General features: G+C 47.0%; 17 protein-coding genes. 6 read left to right on the plus strand and 11 right to left on the minus strand.

Translation table 11 applies throughout. The features are described 5' to 3' along the window. Positions 1-420: 420 nt before the first annotated feature. Positions 421-2,280: an LTA synthase family protein gene (locus D2910_RS06185; RefSeq protein ID WP_117312763.1), complete on the minus strand. Its 1,860-nt coding sequence runs from the start codon at positions 2,278-2,280 to the stop codon at positions 421-423. Between the two features lie 369 nt (positions 2,281-2,649). Between D2910_RS06185 and D2910_RS06190 the strand changes: the two genes are divergently transcribed. Both D2910_RS06190 and D2910_RS06195 read left to right on the plus strand, forming a co-directional pair. Then, a complete protein-coding gene (locus tag D2910_RS06190; RefSeq protein WP_117312764.1) occupies positions 2,650-3,720 on the plus strand; it encodes a DNA/RNA non-specific endonuclease in 1,071 nt (356 codons plus the stop codon). Positions 3,721-3,837: 117 nt separating this feature from the next. Further along, complete coding sequence (locus D2910_RS06195) at positions 3,838-4,278, plus strand: hypothetical protein (protein ID WP_117312765.1); 441 nt, start codon at positions 3,838-3,840, stop codon at positions 4,276-4,278. Between the two features lie 270 nt (positions 4,279-4,548). On the opposite strand, the gene leuD is transcribed toward D2910_RS06195, so the two are convergent. From leuD to D2910_RS06225, 6 genes are all read right to left on the minus strand, one after another. Further along, positions 4,549-5,151 carry a 3-isopropylmalate dehydratase small subunit gene (leuD, locus tag D2910_RS06200; protein WP_117312766.1) on the minus strand — a complete coding sequence of 201 codons (603 nt, stop codon included), beginning with the start codon at positions 5,149-5,151 and terminating at the stop codon, positions 4,549-4,551. A 1-nt stretch (position 5,152) separates the two neighbouring features. Beyond that, complete coding sequence (gene leuC, locus D2910_RS06205; protein WP_117312767.1) at positions 5,153-6,571, minus strand: 3-isopropylmalate dehydratase large subunit; 1,419 nt, start codon at positions 6,569-6,571, stop codon at positions 5,153-5,155. Positions 6,572-6,590: 19 nt separating this feature from the next. Further along, complete coding sequence (locus D2910_RS06210) at positions 6,591-7,835, minus strand: CaiB/BaiF CoA transferase family protein (protein WP_117312768.1); 1,245 nt, start codon at positions 7,833-7,835, stop codon at positions 6,591-6,593. Positions 7,836-7,903: 68 nt separating this feature from the next. Beyond that, positions 7,904-9,673 carry a hydantoinase B/oxoprolinase family protein gene (locus tag D2910_RS06215; protein ID WP_117312769.1) on the minus strand — a complete coding sequence of 590 codons (1,770 nt, stop codon included), beginning with the start codon at positions 9,671-9,673 and terminating at the stop codon, positions 7,904-7,906. A 4-nt stretch (positions 9,674-9,677) separates the two neighbouring features. After that, the gene (locus tag D2910_RS06220) at positions 9,678-11,726 is read right to left on the minus strand and encodes a hydantoinase/oxoprolinase family protein (protein WP_117312770.1); all 2,049 of its coding nucleotides are present in this window, start codon (positions 11,724-11,726) and stop codon (positions 9,678-9,680) included. After that, the gene (locus D2910_RS06225; protein WP_117312771.1) at positions 11,719-12,354 is read right to left on the minus strand and encodes an isochorismatase family protein; all 636 of its coding nucleotides are present in this window, start codon (positions 12,352-12,354) and stop codon (positions 11,719-11,721) included. The genes D2910_RS06220 and D2910_RS06225 overlap by 8 nt, the downstream gene beginning before the upstream one ends. 326 nt (positions 12,355-12,680) lie before the next feature. Between D2910_RS06225 and D2910_RS06230 the strand changes: the two genes are divergently transcribed. The 4 genes from D2910_RS06230 (at position 12,681) to D2910_RS06245 (ending at position 16,417) form a co-directional block, all read left to right on the plus strand. Further along, entirely contained in the window at positions 12,681-13,352 is a 672-nt protein-coding gene (locus tag D2910_RS06230) for a GntR family transcriptional regulator (RefSeq protein WP_117312772.1), read from the plus strand. Beyond that, entirely contained in the window at positions 13,349-14,224 is an 876-nt protein-coding gene (locus D2910_RS06235) for a hydroxymethylglutaryl-CoA lyase (protein WP_117312773.1), read from the plus strand. The genes D2910_RS06230 and D2910_RS06235 overlap by 4 nt, the downstream gene beginning before the upstream one ends. Before the next feature lie 254 nt (positions 14,225-14,478). Continuing rightward, positions 14,479-15,300 carry an alpha/beta fold hydrolase gene (locus tag D2910_RS06240; RefSeq protein WP_117312774.1) on the plus strand — a complete coding sequence of 274 codons (822 nt, stop codon included), beginning with the start codon at positions 14,479-14,481 and terminating at the stop codon, positions 15,298-15,300. A 244-nt stretch (positions 15,301-15,544) separates the two neighbouring features. Next, positions 15,545-16,417 (plus strand): GGDEF domain-containing protein, encoded by an 873-nt coding sequence (locus D2910_RS06245; protein WP_117312775.1) that lies wholly within the window; start codon positions 15,545-15,547, stop codon positions 16,415-16,417. Between the two features lie 76 nt (positions 16,418-16,493). Here D2910_RS06245 and kduD read toward each other — a convergent pair whose 3' ends face one another. The 4 genes from kduD to D2910_RS06265 are packed head-to-tail and all read right to left on the minus strand — an operon-like array spanning position 16,494 to position 19,886. Then, positions 16,494-17,258, minus strand: coding sequence for a 2-dehydro-3-deoxy-D-gluconate 5-dehydrogenase KduD (gene kduD / locus D2910_RS06250; RefSeq protein WP_117312776.1), 765 nt, complete (start codon positions 17,256-17,258; stop codon positions 16,494-16,496). A gap of 34 nt (positions 17,259-17,292) precedes the next feature. Beyond that, positions 17,293-18,288: a Gfo/Idh/MocA family protein gene (locus D2910_RS06255; protein WP_117312777.1), complete on the minus strand. Its 996-nt coding sequence runs from the start codon at positions 18,286-18,288 to the stop codon at positions 17,293-17,295. Next, the gene (locus tag D2910_RS06260) at positions 18,285-18,902 is read right to left on the minus strand and encodes a bifunctional 2-keto-4-hydroxyglutarate aldolase/2-keto-3-deoxy-6-phosphogluconate aldolase (RefSeq protein WP_117312778.1); all 618 of its coding nucleotides are present in this window, start codon (positions 18,900-18,902) and stop codon (positions 18,285-18,287) included. The genes D2910_RS06255 and D2910_RS06260 overlap by 4 nt, the downstream gene beginning before the upstream one ends. A 27-nt stretch (positions 18,903-18,929) precedes the next feature. Further along, a complete protein-coding gene (locus D2910_RS06265; RefSeq protein ID WP_117312779.1) occupies positions 18,930-19,886 on the minus strand; it encodes a sugar kinase in 957 nt (318 codons plus the stop codon). Positions 19,887-19,970 lie beyond the last annotated feature (84 nt).

Here is a 19,970-nt window from a genome sequence, read left to right on the forward strand (position 1 = left end):
ATTCTCATTTCACGTCTGACTTTTTTATCTTGTTTTGTCTCGACTTAGTTTTGTGTCTATAGCGTAACCCAACAAACCAAAAAGACTGCCAGCTCCTAAAAGCCGGCAGTCTTTTTTGCTTCCTATGCACACAGATGCAGAGAAATTTCTAGAGATATGAAGCAAAACAGCGAAGACGCCCAGGGGAGTAGTAACGGAGTTGGTAAGCCAACTCCGTTACGAGCGAAGTGCTGAGATCCACTCGGACGAAGTGGAACGAGTCGGAGTTAGCTAAGAGTTGGCCGTAGCTTGCAAGGCCGGCTCTTTGCGACGAAGCTAGCGTAGCGATGCAGGAGCACGGGTTTTTGCAAGCCCCCAGGCAAGCGAAGCTGTTTGCGGAATATCGGTTAGTATTCTACACTACTTCCCCCTCTATAATCCTCACTCTTCCCCAACCATATACCTCAACAAATCCCCAAAAATGATTTTATCCGACAGCTTCAATTCTTCTCTCACTGTTTCCAGATAAGGTTCACAGGACTGCTCATCCATGGCCGCTCCGTTTTCTTTTGCGTAACAGACGTTATCTTTGTAGATATACTCGTCCGAGATGAAGCTGCCGTCCCGGAAAATGACGGGGTGGTCGCTGTCCCGGGTGAACAGGTTATGGCCGAAGGAATAGCGGTTTTCGGTCTTAATGCCCATCAGATGGAGCAGCGTCGGGCGGATATCGATTTCGCCGCCTTGTGTTGAGATGGTTTCGCCTTGCTGACCGGGAATGTGGATGATCAGCGGCACTTGTTTATGCTGCATCTGCGTGGTGATGGTGGCTTCCTCGCCGAGCAGCTGATTGAGTCCGGCTTCGTATTTTTCGGAAATGCCGTAATGGTCGCCGACGAGGACGAATACGGTGTCTTCGTACAGGCCTTCTTCTTTTAATTGCTCAAAAAAGGTCTCAAGCGATTTGTCCAGGTAACGGACCGTGGTGACGTAGCGGTTCACGACGTCTTCATCCGTTGCCGCGGGGTCGATGAGCATGTCTTCTTCCTCCAGCAGGAACGGGAAATGGTTCGTCAAGGTGAGGAATTTGGCGTAATACGGCTCCGGCAGATTCTTCATATAGGTCGCGGACTGTTTGAAGAACGGAATGTCCTTCAAGCCGTAATTGACCGAATTCCCTTCGGTTACGTCGTAATCTTCTTTCGAGAAATAACGGTCATAGCCGAGGCTGTCGTACATGACATTGCGGTTCCAGAACGTATCCACATTGCCGTGGAACGTGGCCGCGTAATAATCCTCTTGTTCTTTCAGGATATGCGGCAGGCTGTAGAAGGTGTTTTCCGGCCTTCTGACAAACACCGACCCGCTCGCCAGCGGATACAGGCTCGTGTCGATCATGAATTCCGCATCGGACGTTTTCCCCTGTGCCGTCTGGTCGTAGACTTGATCGAAATAAAAGCTGTCTCCAATCAAATCGTTCAGGAACGGCGTCACTTCTTCCCCGTTCACTTTTTGATTGATGACGAAATCCTGGGTGGATTCGAGGCTGATCAGCACAATGTTTTTGCCTTCCGCCATTCCGTACAGATCGGTGCGTCCGGGTTCTTTCTGCTGCAGGGATTCGATGGAAGCCACAGCTTCAGCTTCGGTCATCGTCAACCGCTGCAAAGGCGCTGAGATCCCGACCGCCAGATCGTAGACATGGTAATTCAGCGGCCCCAGCGACTTGACCACTTGTTCGCGGTCATAGGATTCCGAAAAGAGATGGACGGATTTCACCAGCCCCAGGCCGATGGTCAACACGAGGAAAGCCGCGCCGACTGCGACATACTTCTTCCTCGTCTCTTTGTGGATCGTCAGCTCGAACCGCTGTTTCATCAGAAACCAGCCAAGCACAAACAGATCCACGAACAGCAGGATATCCCAAAAGCTCATCAATTCGACCGTGCTGGCGCTTAAGCCGCCGACGTTATCGAATTGGAACAGGATGGGTGCCGTCACGAAGTCATTATAGAACCGGTAATAAAGAAGGTCGCCATAAAGAACACCGGTCCCGACCACTGACAGCGCGAACAGGATCGCCGGCTTCACTTTGCCGCCAAAATAGAAACTGATGCCCATCACTAAAAGCAGTGCACCGATTGAACTGGTCAAAATCAGTGCAACGTCAAAAAGGGACTGGACACTGAGGTTGAAGCCGATAAAACTGACGATGACCGTCTTCAGCCAAAGGATGCCGGCGATCAGTAACGTAAGCTGGATGCCTGTTAAATTTTTAAATCGATTGTGCAGCATTTTCATATCAAATCAGCTCAACTTCGCTTTGTGATTTTTTGCCGCCCGGGAAATACAGCAGCTCGCTATGTATGTATTCGTTCTGAAAAGAATCCATGTTATTTCTGCTCTATTTATTTTCCCTGTTTCGCACCAAATGAAACGGCAGCTGAATCATTTTGCAGAAACGGGAAACCTACTCTAATGATAAACGTTTCGGGCACCGAAAAGTTTCCTGACCGCTATTTTTATTCGAATACATTATGAAACTAAATATTTCCAGACAAATTTTTATTATAACCTAGTATTTGCCTTTGATTCCGTGCTATATTTTGAGTTGGAACCGGCAATACAGCGCTAAGAGATCCATCAATATACATAAGAAGGAGTACGGCAATGAAAAAGAAATTGAACTATTTAATACTGCTTTTGGCAGCAGTCTTTATGGTAGGCTGCACCAACGTGGAAGAAGCGGCAGATGCAGATGTGGAAACGGCTGTCCAGGAAGAGACGGCAGCTGAAAAAGAAGAAGCTCGTTTAGCGGCAGAGAAAGAAGCTGCCGAGAAAGCTGAAGCGGAAGAGCTGGCGAAACAGCAGGAAGCCGAAGAAAAAGCCAAGGCTGAAGAACTGGCGAAAGAAAAAGAAGCGCAGGAACTGGCCGCGAAAGAAAAGGCTGAAGCGGAAGCCGCAGCCAAACAGCAGCAAGAATTGTTCGCGGGCTACGAACTGATCGAAGTGGACGGCGGCGATTTGTCCGGCTACCGTGAAGCCAATGTCGTTGTGGACATCGGATTTGGTGACCGCGAGTACTGGGCATTCACGAACGAACATGGCCAATTAGTGCGTGTCGTCGCGGCTGAAATCATCCTGCAGGATGACGCGAGCGAACCGGTCACAGGAGACGGCAGATATTATGCCGACGAAGCAAAAGTGCCTGGCGTCGAAAGTGACATATTAGACGAAGGCCATGTCATTGCCGATTCCCTTGGCGGCGTGGCGAATGCCTATAACATCACGCCGCAGGAAAGCACACTCAACCGGCACGGTGACCAGGCTTATATGGAAGACGTCATCCGCGACGCAGGCGGCGCGACGAATTTCGAAGCCATCATCACCTACCCGGATACAGAAACGCAGATCCCTTCCAGTTACAAGTACTCCTATACAGTAATGGGCAACGAAGTCGTTGATGAATTCGTTAACGGAAACCCTGACGAAATCAACGCCTCCCTTGGCCTGACAGGCAGCGGTTCATCGGATTCAGGCAGTACGGCGACAGAAAGTGCGCCTGCTGAGTCTGCCCCTGCACCTTCAGGCGGCGACGTTTCCACAGTCGATGCAAACGGCAACGGTCAAGTGACGATTGCCGAAGCGAAAGCAGCAGGTTTCAGCATGCCGATCACGAGCGACCACTGGCTGTATCAGTACATGGACGACCGTGATGGTGATGGGATGGTTGGGGAGTGAAATAATCCTTTAATAGTTAAGACGGTGATGCTTAGGCATTGCCGTTTTTTATTTGCATAACAGTTTTCCGAATCCCTATGTATACTGCCCATTACCAACGACATAGGAGTGATGGATATGAAGATGTGTAAAGTTTGCAGGAAAAAGCCGTGGGTAGAGCGCCGTGTGGACAGTGCGGGCAATGTGTTCTGTTCTGATGAGTGTTTTGAAAAGTTCGAGGATGGGCCGGATGATTTCAGCCATCCCTATATCGATGATTATGATATGCTGCGGATTTCCTATATTGACTGGATGCAGAATTATGAAGACGATTTGCACAAGAGCGTCTATTTCGGCTACCCGAAGAAGAGCGATTTACTGGATTGGCTGGATGAAACGATGGATCCGTACTGGGATTATTATGGCCTGGCTGGAAGTGATGGTGTGTTTTCTGCGGAGATTTTCTTCTATATAAAGGAGCTGCTTGAATTGCAGGAGACGATTCGTGCGTGGCAGGTCGATGAGCGGAAGTATGGGAAGTGGCTGAAGAACTTGAGCAAAACGCATAAAAATATGTAGTTTGAAAAAGTGTTCATGATTGATCTGTCCTTTTGAGAGACAGACCGATTATACTCCAGTAAGACGGGAATGGAATCATCAAGCAGATTGCACAGACTAACAACAGCCCTCTTGATACTCCTCTCACGTTAACAAAGTACCAGCTTATAAAACATATAGTTTCTGAAGAAGAATTAAAACAATTTATTTAAGAGTATTTTCTTCCCTCCCCAGCTCCATTCAACTTGAAAATCCCTAGTGCCACTCATAGGCCACTAGGGATTTTTTTAGTTAAATGGAATAGAAGATACGATGTTCCTTCTCAAATTCCATGATTTCTTTCTCAAACTGAATTGTTGCCGAAATTTCATCCAAACCGTTCAGCAGCATATCACGCCGGTATTCGTCCACCTCGAAGCGGGTTTCAAATCCTTCATTATCCCTGACAACCTGCTTCTCCAGATCAACTGTCAGCTGATATCCTTTTTTTGCTTCTGCCTTGCCGAAGAGCTGTTGCACTTTTTCGTTCGGCAGCGAAATCGGCAAAATGCCGTTTTTGAAGCAGTTATTATAGAAGATATCCGCAAAAGAAGGTGCAATGATGGCTTTGAAGCCAAAGTCTTCAAGAGCCCACGGAGCATGTTCGCGAGATGAACCGCAACCGAAGTTTTCTCTTGTCAGCAGGACCTGCGCAATTTGGTATTCGGGTTTATTCAGAAGAAAGCCGGAATTTGGCTCGCCGCTTTCTGTATAGCGCCAATCATAGAATAAATACTGCCCATACCCTCTTTTTTCGATGCGCTTGAGAAATTGCTTTGGCAGGATGGCATCTGTATCGATATTAGCCCGATCAAGCGGCGCGACTGTGCCAGTGATTTTTTTAAAAGCCTCCATATCACACTTCCTCCGCAATTTTTGTCCGCCAGTTCCGGACATCGACGAAATGACCTTTGATGGCAGCTGCCGCAGCCATCGGCGGACTGACTAAGTGGGATTTCGAGTCTCTTCCCTGACGCCCTTCAAAATTTCGATTCGAAGTTGAAGCGATGCGGTCACCAGGACCCGCAATATCCGGATTCATCCCCAAACACATACTGCAACCTGCTTCCCGCCACTCAAAACCAGCATCAATGAATATCTTCGACAGCCCTTCCTGCTCCGCCTGCTGTTTGACCATCTGGGAACCGGGAACCACCATTGCACGAACACCGTCAGCCACTTTATAGCCTCCCACAATTCTTGCTGCTTCGCGCAAATCTTCAATCCGACTGTTCGTACAGGAGCCGATAAATACTGTATTCACATCAATATCCGTCATAAGTGTGCCGGGCTCAAGACCCATATACTCCAGTGAATTTTCGACCATTTTTCTTTTTTCTGACGGGAAATCCTCTATGCCCGGAACCTGTCCATTGACGGACACCACCAGCCCCGGATTCGTCCCCCAAGTCACTTGTGGTTCGATTTCTGAGCAATCAAAATCCACCGAACGATCGAACGCAGCGTCCCTGTCACTGTATAATTCCGACCACAGTTCCATCGCTTCTTCCCATTCTTCGCCTTTAGGAGCATGAGGCTTTCCTTTCAAATAATCGAAAGTGGTTTGATCCGGCGCGATAAGCCCAGCGCGCGCGCCAATCTCAATCGACATATTGCAGATTGTCATTCGCTCTTCCATTGAAAAACCTTTGATGGCCCGGCCTCTGTATTCAATGACATATCCTGTGCCGAAATCGTGGCCGTATTTGCCGATCAATGCCAGAATGAGATCTTTTGCAGTCGTACCAAGCGGAAGATCGCCGACAAAATTGACGGCTAAAGTTTTTGACTTGCCTTGCTTTAATGTTTGAGTTGCCAGAACATGCTCTACTTCACTCGTACCGATCCCAAAAGCTAAAGTGCCGAATGCCCCATGGGTTGCGGTATGGCTATCCCCGCATACGATTGTTTGGCCTGGTTGTGTCAATCCCATTTCAGGAGCGATTACATGGACAATGCCCTGTCGAAGGCTAAAAAGATCGAATAATTTGATACCGAAATCTTTGCAGTTCTGACGGAGCGCGTGTACTTGTTTTTCCGCAATTTTATCTTCAAATGGCTTATCACGGTCTGAAGTCGGCACACTATGGTCCATTGTGGCAACCGTCCGGTCAGGCCTCCGAACTTTGCGGCTGTTCATCCGAAGACCATCAAAAGCCTGAGGAGAAGTCACTTCATGGATAAGATGAAGGTCGATATACAGGATATCGGGCTGTGCTTCCTGTTTCACCGCCACATGCCGCTCCCAAATCTTTTCGTATAATGTTTTACCCATTACGCCTTCACTCCCGGCTTTAAATAATATCGTTGCCTTTCAGTTCAGCTAATTTATCCTCGCTGTATTTCAGCAACTTCCCATAAATTTCATCATTGTATTTGCCCATCGTTTCCGCTCCGACATGCTTTACTTTTCCTGGTGTGCGACTCAGCTTCGGTACAATCCCCGGCATTGGGAATTCCCCAAGCGTCGGATGATCAGTCTTTATAATCATTTCTCTCGCCTGATAATGCGGGTCTTCCACAATATCTTTTGCTGAGTATATAAGACCGGAAGGAACGCCTTTTTCAGCCAGCAGTTCCAGGACTTCTTTCGTTTCTTGAGTTTTTGTCCATTCTTCGATTAATTGATCCAATTCAGCCATATTGTCACTCCGGGCATGATGGGTGCGATATTTAGGATTTTCAAATAATTCCGGGCTGCCCATCGCTTCACAAAGCCGTTTGAAGACCCCATCCGCATTCGCTCCAATGACGATATAGGTCCCATCTTTCGTAAGATAGATATTGGAAGGGGCGACTCCCGGCAGAATATTGCCCATCCGTTCACGTACATAACCCGCCAGCAAATAATCCGGAATCGTGCTCTCCATCACGGAAAATACCGATTCATAGATAGCCGTATCGACAACCTGCCCTCTACCTGAATGGTTTCTTTCGTGAAGGGCCGTCAATGTGCCGATTGTCGCGAACAGTGCAGCCAGTGTATCTCCCAGAGAAATGCCAATTCTCGAGGGTGCTCGGTCCGGAAACCCAGTCACGTGGCGAATTCCTCCCATGGCTTCGCCGACGCTTCCGAAACCTGCCCGCTTATGATAGGGTCCTGTCTGTCCGTAACCGGAAGTTCTCGTCATAATGATTCCCGGGTTTATTTCAGAAAGGATCTCATAGGAAAGATTCCATTTTTCCATCGTTCCCGGACGGAAGTTCTCAATAATGACATCTGCTTCCTTCACAAGGTCTTTGAAAATTTCCTGGCCTTCTTCCGTTCTTAAATTCAGAGTGATTGATTTTTTGTTACGGGATTGAATCGGCCACCACAGGCCTTCTCCGTCTTTTTGTTTGCCCCATTGGCGCATCGGATCCGCTTTGTCTGGAGCTTCAATTTTAATGACTTCCGCTCCGAAATCACCAAGCATGCGTCCTGTAAAAGGACCCGCCAATAATGTGCCCAGTTCAAGAATTCTTATCCCTTCAAGAGGCAGCCTTTCCGCCGTTTCTGTTGTTGATTCCACATCAGGTGTTTCTGTCACTTTAGCCATTTCCGGCACCTCCGACTCTTTATTGAAAAAATGAGCACTTTGCCTGAAACAAAGTACTCCTTTTCTTTTTACATTTCTACCAGTACTTGATCCCGGTCTCCGAAGTTAAAGGACTTCGGCTCTCCGTTGTCATTTGTCATCTGTGCACGAACAGATTCCGTTTCTTCGTAATTCACTTCTAATCGATCATCCAAGTGGACGCCATAGGATTTCAACGCTTTCTCTCTGCTGACCAGGCCGCGGGCGACATCCCGCCTCACTGCTTCCGGATCACGCTCAAGCGGATTTCCATAGCCGCCGCTTCCTCCGGTGATGAACAAGATTTGATCTCCTTTTTCCACTTCGACATTATCGACTTTCGAAGGCAGCGGAATCCGTGTTCCGTCTTTCTTGATCAATAATTTCGATGAAGAAGATCCAGGCTCCCCTCCGTTGATGCCCCATGGTTGAATCTTCGCACGATCATCATGGATGGATACAATTCCCGAAGATAGGATAGTATATAGTTTTTCGTTGCAATTGCCTCCTCTGTTCTTGCCTGCGCCACCCGAATCTGTTCCTGTCTTGTATGAGTTGACCATTAATGGATAATAAGTTTCAAGATATTCGGTCGGAATATTTACGAATGCCGGCCACCATGAATGTCCGTCAAGTCCATCTCCAACCGGTCTGCCCGGTAATCCGCCATACATAACTTCCATCAGGTTGAACGGACGGTCTTTTTCATCGGTTCCTGAGAAGATGAAATACGGGCTTGTGCCATATCCGGCAGCCGGGCTGCTTTCAGGAGAATTAATTGCCAATACTCCGCTCAACACATCAAAAAGACGGCTCAATGCGTGCGTCCGGCATCCTAAAGCTGCCGGAGATTTCGGCCGCATCAGTGTACCTTCCGGCGTTTCGATGTGAAGCAGATCGTAGAAACCATCATTGAAGTTGATGGCGGGGTCGTAAACGGAAATCAGGAACGAGCCAATGAACATCTTGAACATCGGTTCACTCAAGTAGTAATTAATGGGACCCGGTGCCTGCTTGTCAGTCCCTGTCCAGTCAAAATATGCATTATCCCCTTCACGCCACATGGTCAATTTCATTTTAAACGGACCATTATTTAACCCATCATCATCGATGTAATCCTCGAATGATACCGGCTCTGTCGGAAGGAAATTAGTGATCAGATGTCGCATCATTTTTTCTGTGCGGTCAAGCAGCGCGTCCAAAGCTTCTGCATAAGGCTCTTCGCCAAAACGCTCGCATAATTCCTTGACCCGCTTTTCAGCTGTCCGGCAGGAAGCAACCAGTGCCATCAAGTCACTGTAGTTTTCCAGCGGTGTGCGTGTATTCGCTTTGATGATTTTAATGATTGCTTCATTCAGTACACCTTTGTCGTAAAGCTTGACTGGCGGAAAGCGGATACCTTCACCAAAAATACTTGTTGCTGTGACCGGCATACTCGAAGGTACCGGTCCGCCGACATCGATGACATGGCCGAACATAGATGAATAGCCAACCAGCTTTTTCTGATGGAAAATCGGAAGAATAATCATCCAGTCATTGACGTGTGAAACGGATCCTCCGCAACTGTAAGGATCACTTACAAAAATGACGTCCCCTTCGTGCATGCCTTCTGGAAACTGGTTCGTCACTTCAGGAATATGAGAACCGAAGTTACCTACCACCATCTTGCCTTCAGCGTCCGTAATCATCGGGAAGCAGTCATGCTGCTCGCGGATTACCGGCGACATGGCCGAACGGAATAGAGTCACATCCATTTCTTCTTTTATGTTCTTCAAGGCATTCTCAATAATATCAACTGTAATCGAATCAATTTTCGTCATACGCTTATGCCTCCTCTTTGATTAAAAGATTCATGTATTGGTCAACAACTCCGACATTCCCTGGCATAACCAGTGTCGTACTGTCTTTTTGGATGATTATTGCTGGGCCATGCACTTTATTATTCGGTTTCAGAAGTTCACGCGCATAGATTGGTGTATTCAGGAATTCCTTTTCAAAGTATGCCTGATGATCTTTATCAATGATGGCATCTGAAGCGTCCTCACTTCCGGCTTCATTGCTCGGAAGTTTGAGTGCTTTCACTTCACCCAAGGCCACTGCACGGATATTAACGATTTCGACTTCTGAATCCATCTTGAATCCATATGCTTTTTCGTGTATCTCATCAAACTTCTCTTTAATGGAGACCAATCCTTTTTCACGGATTTCTTCCTTATTCACTTCAATTGGAATTTCATGGCCTTGTCGATAATAGCGTACATCAACTTCATGTTTAACCGTCCGCTGAGCTTCCGGCACCCCTTCTTCCGACAGCCAGTTTGTGCAGTTATCGCCAAGCTCCTGTAATTCAGAAAGAACGGTCTCGACTTTCAAGGCACTCAATAAATGGATGAAAGTCTTTGAGAATTCGTTCCGGATAACAGACTGCAGGAACCCAAGAGCGGAAAGAACTCCTGGCATCGGCGGAATAATAACCGGGAAGCTGCCGGATAATTTACCCAAAGCATTTGCATGAAGCGGACCTGCTCCCCCTAAAGCCAATAATGAAAATTCACGAGGATCATAACCTTTTTCAACCGACACCACTCGGGTTGCCCCGTACATATTTTCATTCACGATGTCATAAATACCTTTAGCCGCAGTATAAACATCCACACCTAACTTTTCTGCCACTGTTTGGACTGCTGCTACGGATTTTTCAACATCCAGTTTCATCTCCCCACCCACCAGGCTCGGTGGAAGGTAACCAAGAACGACATTCGCATCCGTTACAGTCGGTTCTGTGCCTCCACGTCCATAGCAGGCAGGGCCTGGAGTTGAACCAGCACTTTGTGGTCCGACACGCAATGCTCCGGTCATCGGAACATGGGCAATCGAGCCGCCGCCTGCTCCGATGCTTTCCACTTCCAGCGAAGGGGCTTTGACCGGAAAGACACCGATCTTTGTTTCTCTCGATACTTTCGGTTTTCCTGCGTGGGTCAAGGAAACATCCGTGGAAGTTCCTCCCATATCGAAAGAAATGACATTTTCATGCCCTGCTTGGACACCGATCATGGCAGACGCGGTGACGCCGCCGGATGGACCTGACAGCATCGTATGAACTGGACGGGAAGATGCGGCCGGAATACTCATTAAACCGCCGTCAGACCGAACGATGCTGATGCGGCTTTTCACTTTTTCGTCTTTCAGCTTAGACTCAATATTCGTTAAATAGTGCTGCATCGGAGGACGTACATACGAATTCATGACCGTTGTAAGTACTCGTTCATATTCTCTGAATTCCGGCAAGATATCATAAGAGATAGTAACCGGGATTTTAGGATCGATGGACATCGCGATCTCCTGAATTTTTTGTTCATGGGAAGGGTTGGCATATGAATTTAACAGCCCCACTGTCAAACTTTCGACACCTTCGTTGTATAAGTCTGTAATTTTCCCACGCACGTCCTCTTCGTCCAACTCTGCATAAATCTCACCTTGAGCTGTAACTCTCTCTTTCGCTCCGCGCGTATAAATCAAGTCAGCAAGCGGGTCGGGCTTATGAAATCCCATCCAGGCTGAAATCGGCGCGGGCGTCCATGAACGTGCAACGTGAAGAATTTGTTCAAAACCTTCTGTAGTGATCAAGCCGACTTTCGCCCCTTTTTCTTCAAGCACGGCATTAGTTGCAACTGTTGTTCCGTGAATAATGGAACGGATTTCTTCAATGCCCACGTTGCGTTCTTCGCAGACTTTTTTAATCCCTGACATAAGGCCGATTGATTGGTCGTTTGTCGTTGAAGGTGTTTTCGTTCCGTAAATTTCCCCTGTCTCTTCGTTTTGGAGAACGATATCTGTAAAAGTTCCTCCTACATCCACTGCAACTCTATACATACCTTTTATCCCCTTTCATATTTAAAAAATATTTTTTTAAGTCATCGAGCTGAACAACATCCCCGTATTTCGTTTGAATATCATATAAATTTGCTTCATGGGCTTTTTGCGAGCGGTCGCCTACACATTCTTCCGGAATAACAACCCGGTAGCCATGCTGCAAGGCATCCACCGCAGTGGCTCTGACACAACCTGAAGTCGTACAGCCTGCCAGGATGGCCGTATCGACTTTATGGTAGGAGAGCAGAGAAGCAAGATTCGTTCCGAAGAAAGCGCTTGCAAATTTCTTGATAATGAGTGGCTCCTTGGTTCTGTCCCTTTCTAAACGGGAATCGATTTTCACCCAATCACTATCTTCTTTTAATATTTTCAAAGCTGGAATTTTTTTGACGAAATGTGCACCATCCTGAAAATGGTCTTCGTAGATTACCGTAGTGAATATAATCGGCACACTATGTTCCCTGGCTACACCGAGAAGTTCTCTGGTCGATTTTATTTCATCTTCGAAATCCGTTCCTAATGGAGATTGCGGATCAGTGAAGCCGTTCATAAAATCTATAACGATTATCGCCGGGCTGCTTCCCAGACCAGTGTAATTTCCGAACCCTTCAAATTGATCGAATTTCATGTTATCCCTCTTTTATATTGCTCATTATTTTCGGACCTTGCTTGAAGTCTCCATTAGCTAATCCTACAATTTAAGTATTATCATCCTTTTGTCTCTCACCTCTTCCAAAAACTTATCGTGACTCAAGAATAAGTTTTCAAATAATTATGAATTAAATAAAAAGTAACACACTGTATACAATACAGTCAACACGTTAATTAATTTTTTTATGAATAAATTAAAAACGTTAATAAAACGGGGATAAAAAGAAAATTTATTAACATTTCTGTTTTTTTATTTGATAGGATTTAACTTATTGTATACAATATAAAGAAGAGGTGAAGATAATGAATCCGTATGAGTATATTAAGAACGAGATAGTAACCGGCCGGCTCCAACCGGGACAGCGCTTGACAGAAGAAGGGCATGCCGGAGAACTGCAGGTCAGCCGGACTCCAATACGGGAAGCTTTCAAGCAACTCGAAGCAGATGGATTAATCATTCCTTACAAGCGCCGAGGATATATAGTAAGAGAGTTTTCAGTTGAAGATATACGGCAAATTTATAATTTACGGGCTTTGCTTGAAAGCCACGGCGCAAGCGAAGCTGCCTTATATCGAACGGATGAAGAGCTGGTTAGGATGCACGAGAGAAATCAGGCTTATGAGGAAGCCATAAGAAAACTCAAAAAATCCGATATCTCCACAATTAAAGATATCCAGCAGGAAAATCTGAATTTCCACGAAGAAATTTTCAAATCGACAAAAAACGAACATTTAAGATCACACATTTCCAAGGTGGTGGTCGTACCTTTAGTATTCCGTTCCTTCTATTGGTATAACGAGCGGCAGTTACTGAGATCGCTGGAAGTTCATAACACTATCCTTAAAGCAATCGAAAACCGGGAACCTGAACGTGCGAAAATCGCCATGCAGGAGCATATTTACCAAGGCCGTGATGATGTACTGATCCAATTAAATAACCCAAATATCGAATTATGGAAAGGAGAAGCTCAATGATTCAAATTTGCGAAGTGGGACCGAGAGACGGATTGCAAAATGAGAAGAAGTTAATCTCAACAGACGATAAAGTACAGCTGATCGCCAAACTGATTGATGCCGGCATCAAAAAAATTGAAGCAGTGTCTTTTGTGAATCCTAAAGTTGTGCCTCAAATGGCCGATGCGGAAGAAGTATTGATGCGGGTGCCCCGAGTGGACGGAGTGGAGTATGCAGGACTTGTCTTAAATTATTCCGGCATGAAACGGGCATTGGAGACGGAATTGAACACCTTCCATATTGTTACCGCCACAAGCGACGAATTCAATCTGAAAAATGCCAGAAAAACCGTGGAGCAAAATGTCGATGAGCTCGTGAAAGTCATTGCAGAAAGCACACAGGCGAAGAAAAAAGTCTCCGGTGTTCTCGGCACTGCTTTCGGCTGCCCTTTCTCCGGTGAAGTTCCAGTCAGTCGGCTGCTTGAAGTGGCAGAGGCTTTTGTTAAAGCCGGCGCTTCGGAAATTACACTGGCCGATACCACCGGCCTTGCCAACCCGCTTCAAGTCCAAGAAACCGTCAAGAAATTCCAGGAGAATTTTAGAGATGAGATTCACCTGGGTCTGCATTTCCACAACACCCGCGGCCTTGGAATCGCAAATGTCCTGGCAGGATATCAAGCCGGCATCCGCCGCTTCGACTCTTCCATCGCAGGTCTCGGCGGCTGTCCATTTGCGCCAAAAGCAGTCGGCAATGTCTGCACCGAAGATATCGTCAACATGTTCCATGAGATGAAGGTTGAAACAGGGACTAATTTAGATAAGTTGATCAGCACAGCTGAATGGATGGAAAAACTGATGGAGAAACCATTGGATGGCATGGTGATGAAGATATAAAATTAAAAGATTCAATAAAATCAGCATGCAACAGATGATTCTGGACTCGAATTCATCTGTTTTTTTATTGCTATTTATTTCAGTGTTTCAGTATTCCAGCAGAATGCTGTTCCCTTATATCCTGATTTTCTTCCGTTCATATTATCTTTCGTTTATGAAAGGGATTTACCGCTTTAGAAGGGAATAAATAATTAGTGAGTCTATTTCCATCATAATATTGAAACGAAAATACATTAAAAAAGGAGCGATTCAGTATGACGAATGGCAAGTATATCGAAGTGGATCCCGGAGTGGAATTATTCGTGCAGGATGTCGGGAGCGGCGATCCGCTCGTGCTGATTCCCGGCTGGGTATTTTCCGCCAAGGCGTTTGCGAGCCAGGTGGAGCATTTTTCGAAGACGCATCGTGTGATTGCGATTGATCCGCGGAGCCAGGGGCGGTCGACGATGTCCCTGCAGGGCAACGACTACATCACCCACGGCAAGGATGTGACGAAAGTGATCAGTGAGCTGGGCTTGAAGGATGTCACATTGCTCGGCTGGTCGTTCGGCTGTTTGACGGTGTGGGAGTATATTCGGCAGAACGGTACGGATAATGTGAAAGCGGCCGTCATCGTCGATTTGTCGCCGAAGCCGCTGTCACGTGATGATGAAAACGACTGGGTCGAAGGGCCGCTTGAAGAAATAGCTGGCGCCTATACACAGAACTTACGCAATCCGGAGGGCCAGCGGGCATTCATCACCGAGTACGCCACTGAAGTCATGGTGCAGCGCGAATTGACTGAAGATGAATTGCAGTGGATCATCGAAGAAGCGCTCACGACGCCGTATTATATCGCATCCAACTTGTTCGCCGCCGGCATGTTCTCGGATTACCGGGAAGAAGCGAAACTGCTGATCGAGCAGGTGCCGACGCTGACGATCGCCGCCGAACATTGGAGTGAAACGGCCCGTTCGTTCATGCAGCGGATTTCGCCGGAAGCACGCGTCGAAATACTCGGCGGTCATTTGATGTTTTGGGAACACAGCGACAAATTCAACGAAATACTCGAAGGTTTTTTGAAGAACGATGCTTAGGCATCGTTCTTTTTAGGTTCGAAAGCATATCCCTTATGATCTATTTCCCGAGACTTTTCGTATTTATATAGAAGAGACCGGCTTCCTCTGCTCTTTGGGTTTATTTAAAAGTCTAGAGGGGTAACTAAAAGTTAGGTCTTAGTACTTACTATTCTGTAATTCGTATTTAGTGTATAGTCCTATTATAAGGTGAGAAATGACCTGCAAAAATGAATTCAGCATCTAGGAGAAAGCGGGATTTAACATGCGTAAAAATTATAGTGTTTATATGTTTGCAGCTTTCCTGGGAACCGGTTCGCTTATCGGGCTTGCTTTCGCTGCCACTGTGCGTTTCCTTATCACAGTGCCGGAAGAAGAAGTGTTATCCCTGTATTTATTGGCACTTGGAGCCGCTCTGATTAGTGCCGCAGCTATTTTTCTAATAAATTATGCTTTTATTCGCTCGATCATCGGGCATTTCCGGACCATCCTCGCCCGTATTCAGGAAGAAGATTACAGTGCCCGCGTGAATTTTTCGGGCCGCGATATGATCGGCCTGCTGGCAGATGATGTGAACTGCGCCCTTGAACACCTGGAAGAGAAAAATGACGAAGTGCTTCATGATGAGTTGACCGGCTTGCCGAACCGGCAATTTCTAAAGCAATATTACCGGAAGAACTTCGGACGGCTGACCCGCCACCGGACTGCTTTCCTGTTTTTCGATCTGGATAAATTCAAGGAAATCAATGACCAGCACGGCCACCTCTACGGAGACAAAGTGCTGATGGTGGTGGCTGAAAGAGTGAGAGCCGCGCTCGCCGAAGATGAATTCCTGGTACGCCTGAGCGGTGATGAATTTCTGTTGGTCGCCAATCTGTCAGAGAAATTCACGGGCAAAGACCTCGCCGAACAATTGATGGCCCTCTTCTTTGAACCCTTTGAGATTAGCGGCAGCTTGCAGCAGGTGCAGACCAGCATCGGCGTCAGCACGGCACCGGCTGACGGCGAGAATCTGGCCGAACTGATCCGCAAGGCCGATTTCGCCATGTACGAAGCCAAGAAACAGGAAGGCCTTTCTTATTATCTGTTTCAGCAGCAGGGTGAGGTTCAGGCTTCTGAGGTGTTTGGGGGTTGTTGATGTTCTATAATTCCGTTAGAAAAGGGGCACCTGGAGAAAATCTTCCGGTGCCCCTTTGTTATATATTTGAGCTTTTTTATCTGCCCATCCAGCCGCCGTCGACCACAAGCACATGCCCATTTACATAATCCGCTGCTTTTGAAGCCAGGAACACGGCAGTGCCCGCAAGATCGTCTGCTTCTCCCCAGCGGTCCGCTGGAATACGGTCCAGAATGGCTTGATTCCTGTGTTCGTCCTGCCGAATCGCTTCTGTGTTATTTGTTTCAATATATCCCGGGGCAATAGCGTTCACTTGCACCCCATTGCCAGCCCACTCGTTTGCCAGAGCTTTCGTTAATCCCGCTACCGCATGCTTGCTCGCCGTATAGGCAGGAACGAACATGCCACCTTGGAATGAAAGAAGTGAAGCGATGTTGATGATTTTACCGCTCCCTCTTTGAACCATCGTTTTTCCTATCTCCTGTGACAAGATGAAGACGGAATTGATGTTGACATCCATGACACGCAGCCATTCACTTTCACTGAATTCCATGGCTGGTTCCCTGTGAATGACGCCCGCATTATTCACCAGAATATCGATATCGTATTTTTCCAGTACAGGAACAAGCTTTTCCCGGATCGATGAAACCTCGCTCAAGTCCAGCAAAATGGTTTCATGTGTTCCGCCAAGCTGATCGATTTTCGCTTTGGTTTCATCGAGGTTATCGCGGTGGCCGAGCAGCAAGAGATGCGCACCGGCTGCTGCCAATCCAACTGAGATCGCTTGCCCGATACCCGTTCTGGCACCCGTCACCAATGCTGTTTTTCCTTTTAATGAAAACGATTCAAGTGAAAATGACATCCTTTCGCCTCCTGAACTATTTTGTTTCCGTCATTTATCGCATTTCTTCTTTATCGGACGGATAGAAGATGCCATTCTGCTTTCTGGCTGCTTCTGTAATCTCAAGTATCTCACGGCTGAGCTGCGTCAATTTTTCGTATTCTGTCCAATCCGCATTTCCGATAATCTGAAGAAAAGCAGCAATTTCGTATTTCATGTTTCCGGCTGATTCTACCTCTCCAATGACATGCCGCTCGCCGGAATGGTTATCGATGAGGTTAATTTCAGCTAGTGATCCGGTATCATCGATCTGTATCGTCCCCTGTTCCCCTTGAATCTCTGAACTATTATAGGAAGTCGATATTTTGGAGCAAAGAATGGTGCAGACGAATTCCGGGTATTCAAGGACGAGAGACCCGCTCCCATCAACCCCTGTCGACAGCAGCGCAGCAGAATAGGAACTCTTATCTGGTTTTCCGAATAATGCTGCAGCAATCGACAACGGATAAACACCCAGATCCACCAGCGCGCCGCCGGAATACTGCAGCGAAAAAATATTCGGCACTTCTCCACGCAGAACGTCTTCGTACCGTGATGAATACTTATTGCGATGCAGCAGAACATTTCGTACTTTACCGATTGAATTCAGTTGTTCCTTCAACTCTTTAAAATTCGGCGTATGGATTCCGCGCAGCGCTTCAAAAAGGAAAACACCATTTTCTTCTGCTTTTCGGTGCGCCGCTTCAAATTCAGCTGTATTTGAAAATATCGGTTTTTCGCAAATCACGTGTTTTTTATTCTTCAGAAACAGTATGGCCTGTTCAAAATGCAGCGAGTTGGGAGATGCAATATAAACACAGTCGATCGCTTCGTTTTCAGCCATCAATTCCAGGTTAGTGAAATACGAAGGTGAATGGTGCTTATGTGCGAAAGCTTCTGCTTTCTCCTTTGACCGGGAGTAGACAGCTTCGAGTTCGATGCCGGCTGTTTCCTCCAACGCTTCGATGAACCGCGACGTAATCCAATTAGTACCGACAGTCGCTAGTTTCATCCTGCCTGCTCCATATATTTCCGGCTGAGTTCGACGGCCGCTTCAAAGCCTTCCGCAGCGTAAGCCTTATTCAAATCACTGCCGATTCCTACCGCAACCGCACCTGCATCGAGCCAGTCTTTCATATTGTTCATATTGATCCCGCCAGTAGGCATCACCCGTGCGTTCGGCAGCGGGCCATTGATGGATTTGATGAATGACGGATCAAAATTGTTTGCGGGGAATAGTTTGATGATATCGCTTCCGCCTTCCAGCGATTTGACCATTTCCCTGATAGTCGTACAACCTGGGAGATACGGAATGCTATAGCGATTACAAATAGGCGAGAGTTCTTCCATATAGCTCGGGCTCACGATGAACTGGGCTCCTGCTAAAATGGCATGGCGTGCTGTTTCCGTATCCAGCACTGATCCTGCGCCGAGTAAAACATCTTCTTCCAGCAGCGCTTCAAAGACCTTGCCGATCTGCGGGGTAGTATACGTCAATTCGATGGCGCGGATGCCGCCTTTGATTGCAGCTTTCGACAGCTCAATCGCTTCATCAGCACTGTTCCCGCGGATGACCGCGACCACTTTTGTTTCAGCCAATTGTGAAAGAATGGAATACTTCTGCATATCGTTGTCCTCCTGTCTTTAATGGTGTTAGCGTTCGATTATTTTTTCATCGCCAAGAAAAGCTTTGACTTCCTCCAGGTACGGCAGTCCTTCATTATCCCCCGATACAGTCGTGACGAGAGCTCCTACCGCATTGGCAAATCGCAGGGCCTCTTCCGGTGTATAACCGTTCAGCACCGAATAGACATAACCTGCATCAAAACCATCGCCTGCACCGACTGTGTCAATCGGTTTGACTGAAAAAGCTTGCTGGTCATACCAGATTCCGCCGGTCAGCACTTTGGCACCGTTGCTGCCGTCTTTTATCACAAGTTGTTTGATATCATATTGGGCGGCACAGTTTTCCAATGCTTCTGTTGAAGCATCACCGATGATCATTTCGATTTCGTCCAATCCTGAAAGCAGAATATCAACGAATGGGAACACTTCCTGATAAACGGCTTTCGCCTGCTCCAATGTCCAGAGCTTCAGACGGATATTCGGATCAAATGAAACGGTGATCTCTTTTGCACGCGCAATTTCCAGTACACGTTTCACAATGACCAGATTTTTAGGATCGATGGCTAAAAAGACCCCCGTAAGATGAATCAGATCAATATCCCCAAACATCTCTTCAGTGATATCTTCCGGTTCAAGTGTCAGAATCGGCGACTGATAACGGTAATAGAACGTCTTTCCTGAGCCGTCTTCCCGCACTTCCTTAAAATTCAGGGAGGTAGGGTACCCTTTTACAAATTCCACATTTGCCATATCCACGCCTTCGCCTCGCGCAAAATTGTAAATGACACGGGCAAACTCATCGCCCCCCAGTCTGCTGGTCCACTTCGTATGCAGCCCAAGCCTCGCGCAGCCGATTGCAAAATTCAGTTCTGCTCCCCCCACTTTACGGGTAAAGCTTGGCACATATCGCAATGGTCCGGTTTCTGCCGGATCAAATGTGATTAAAGCATCTCCCAGTGTAAACACACCAAAAGTTTTCGGCATAATAACTGCCCCTTTCTATCGCTGAGAAATTATTGGATACAGATTGATAAAAAATAGGGAGAGGCATTTTTCCTCTCCCTGTTG

The sequence above is a fragment of the Planomicrobium okeanokoites genome (assembly GCF_003428875.1).
Classification (GTDB): Bacteria; Bacillota; Bacilli; order Bacillales_A; family Planococcaceae; genus Planococcus; species Planococcus okeanokoites.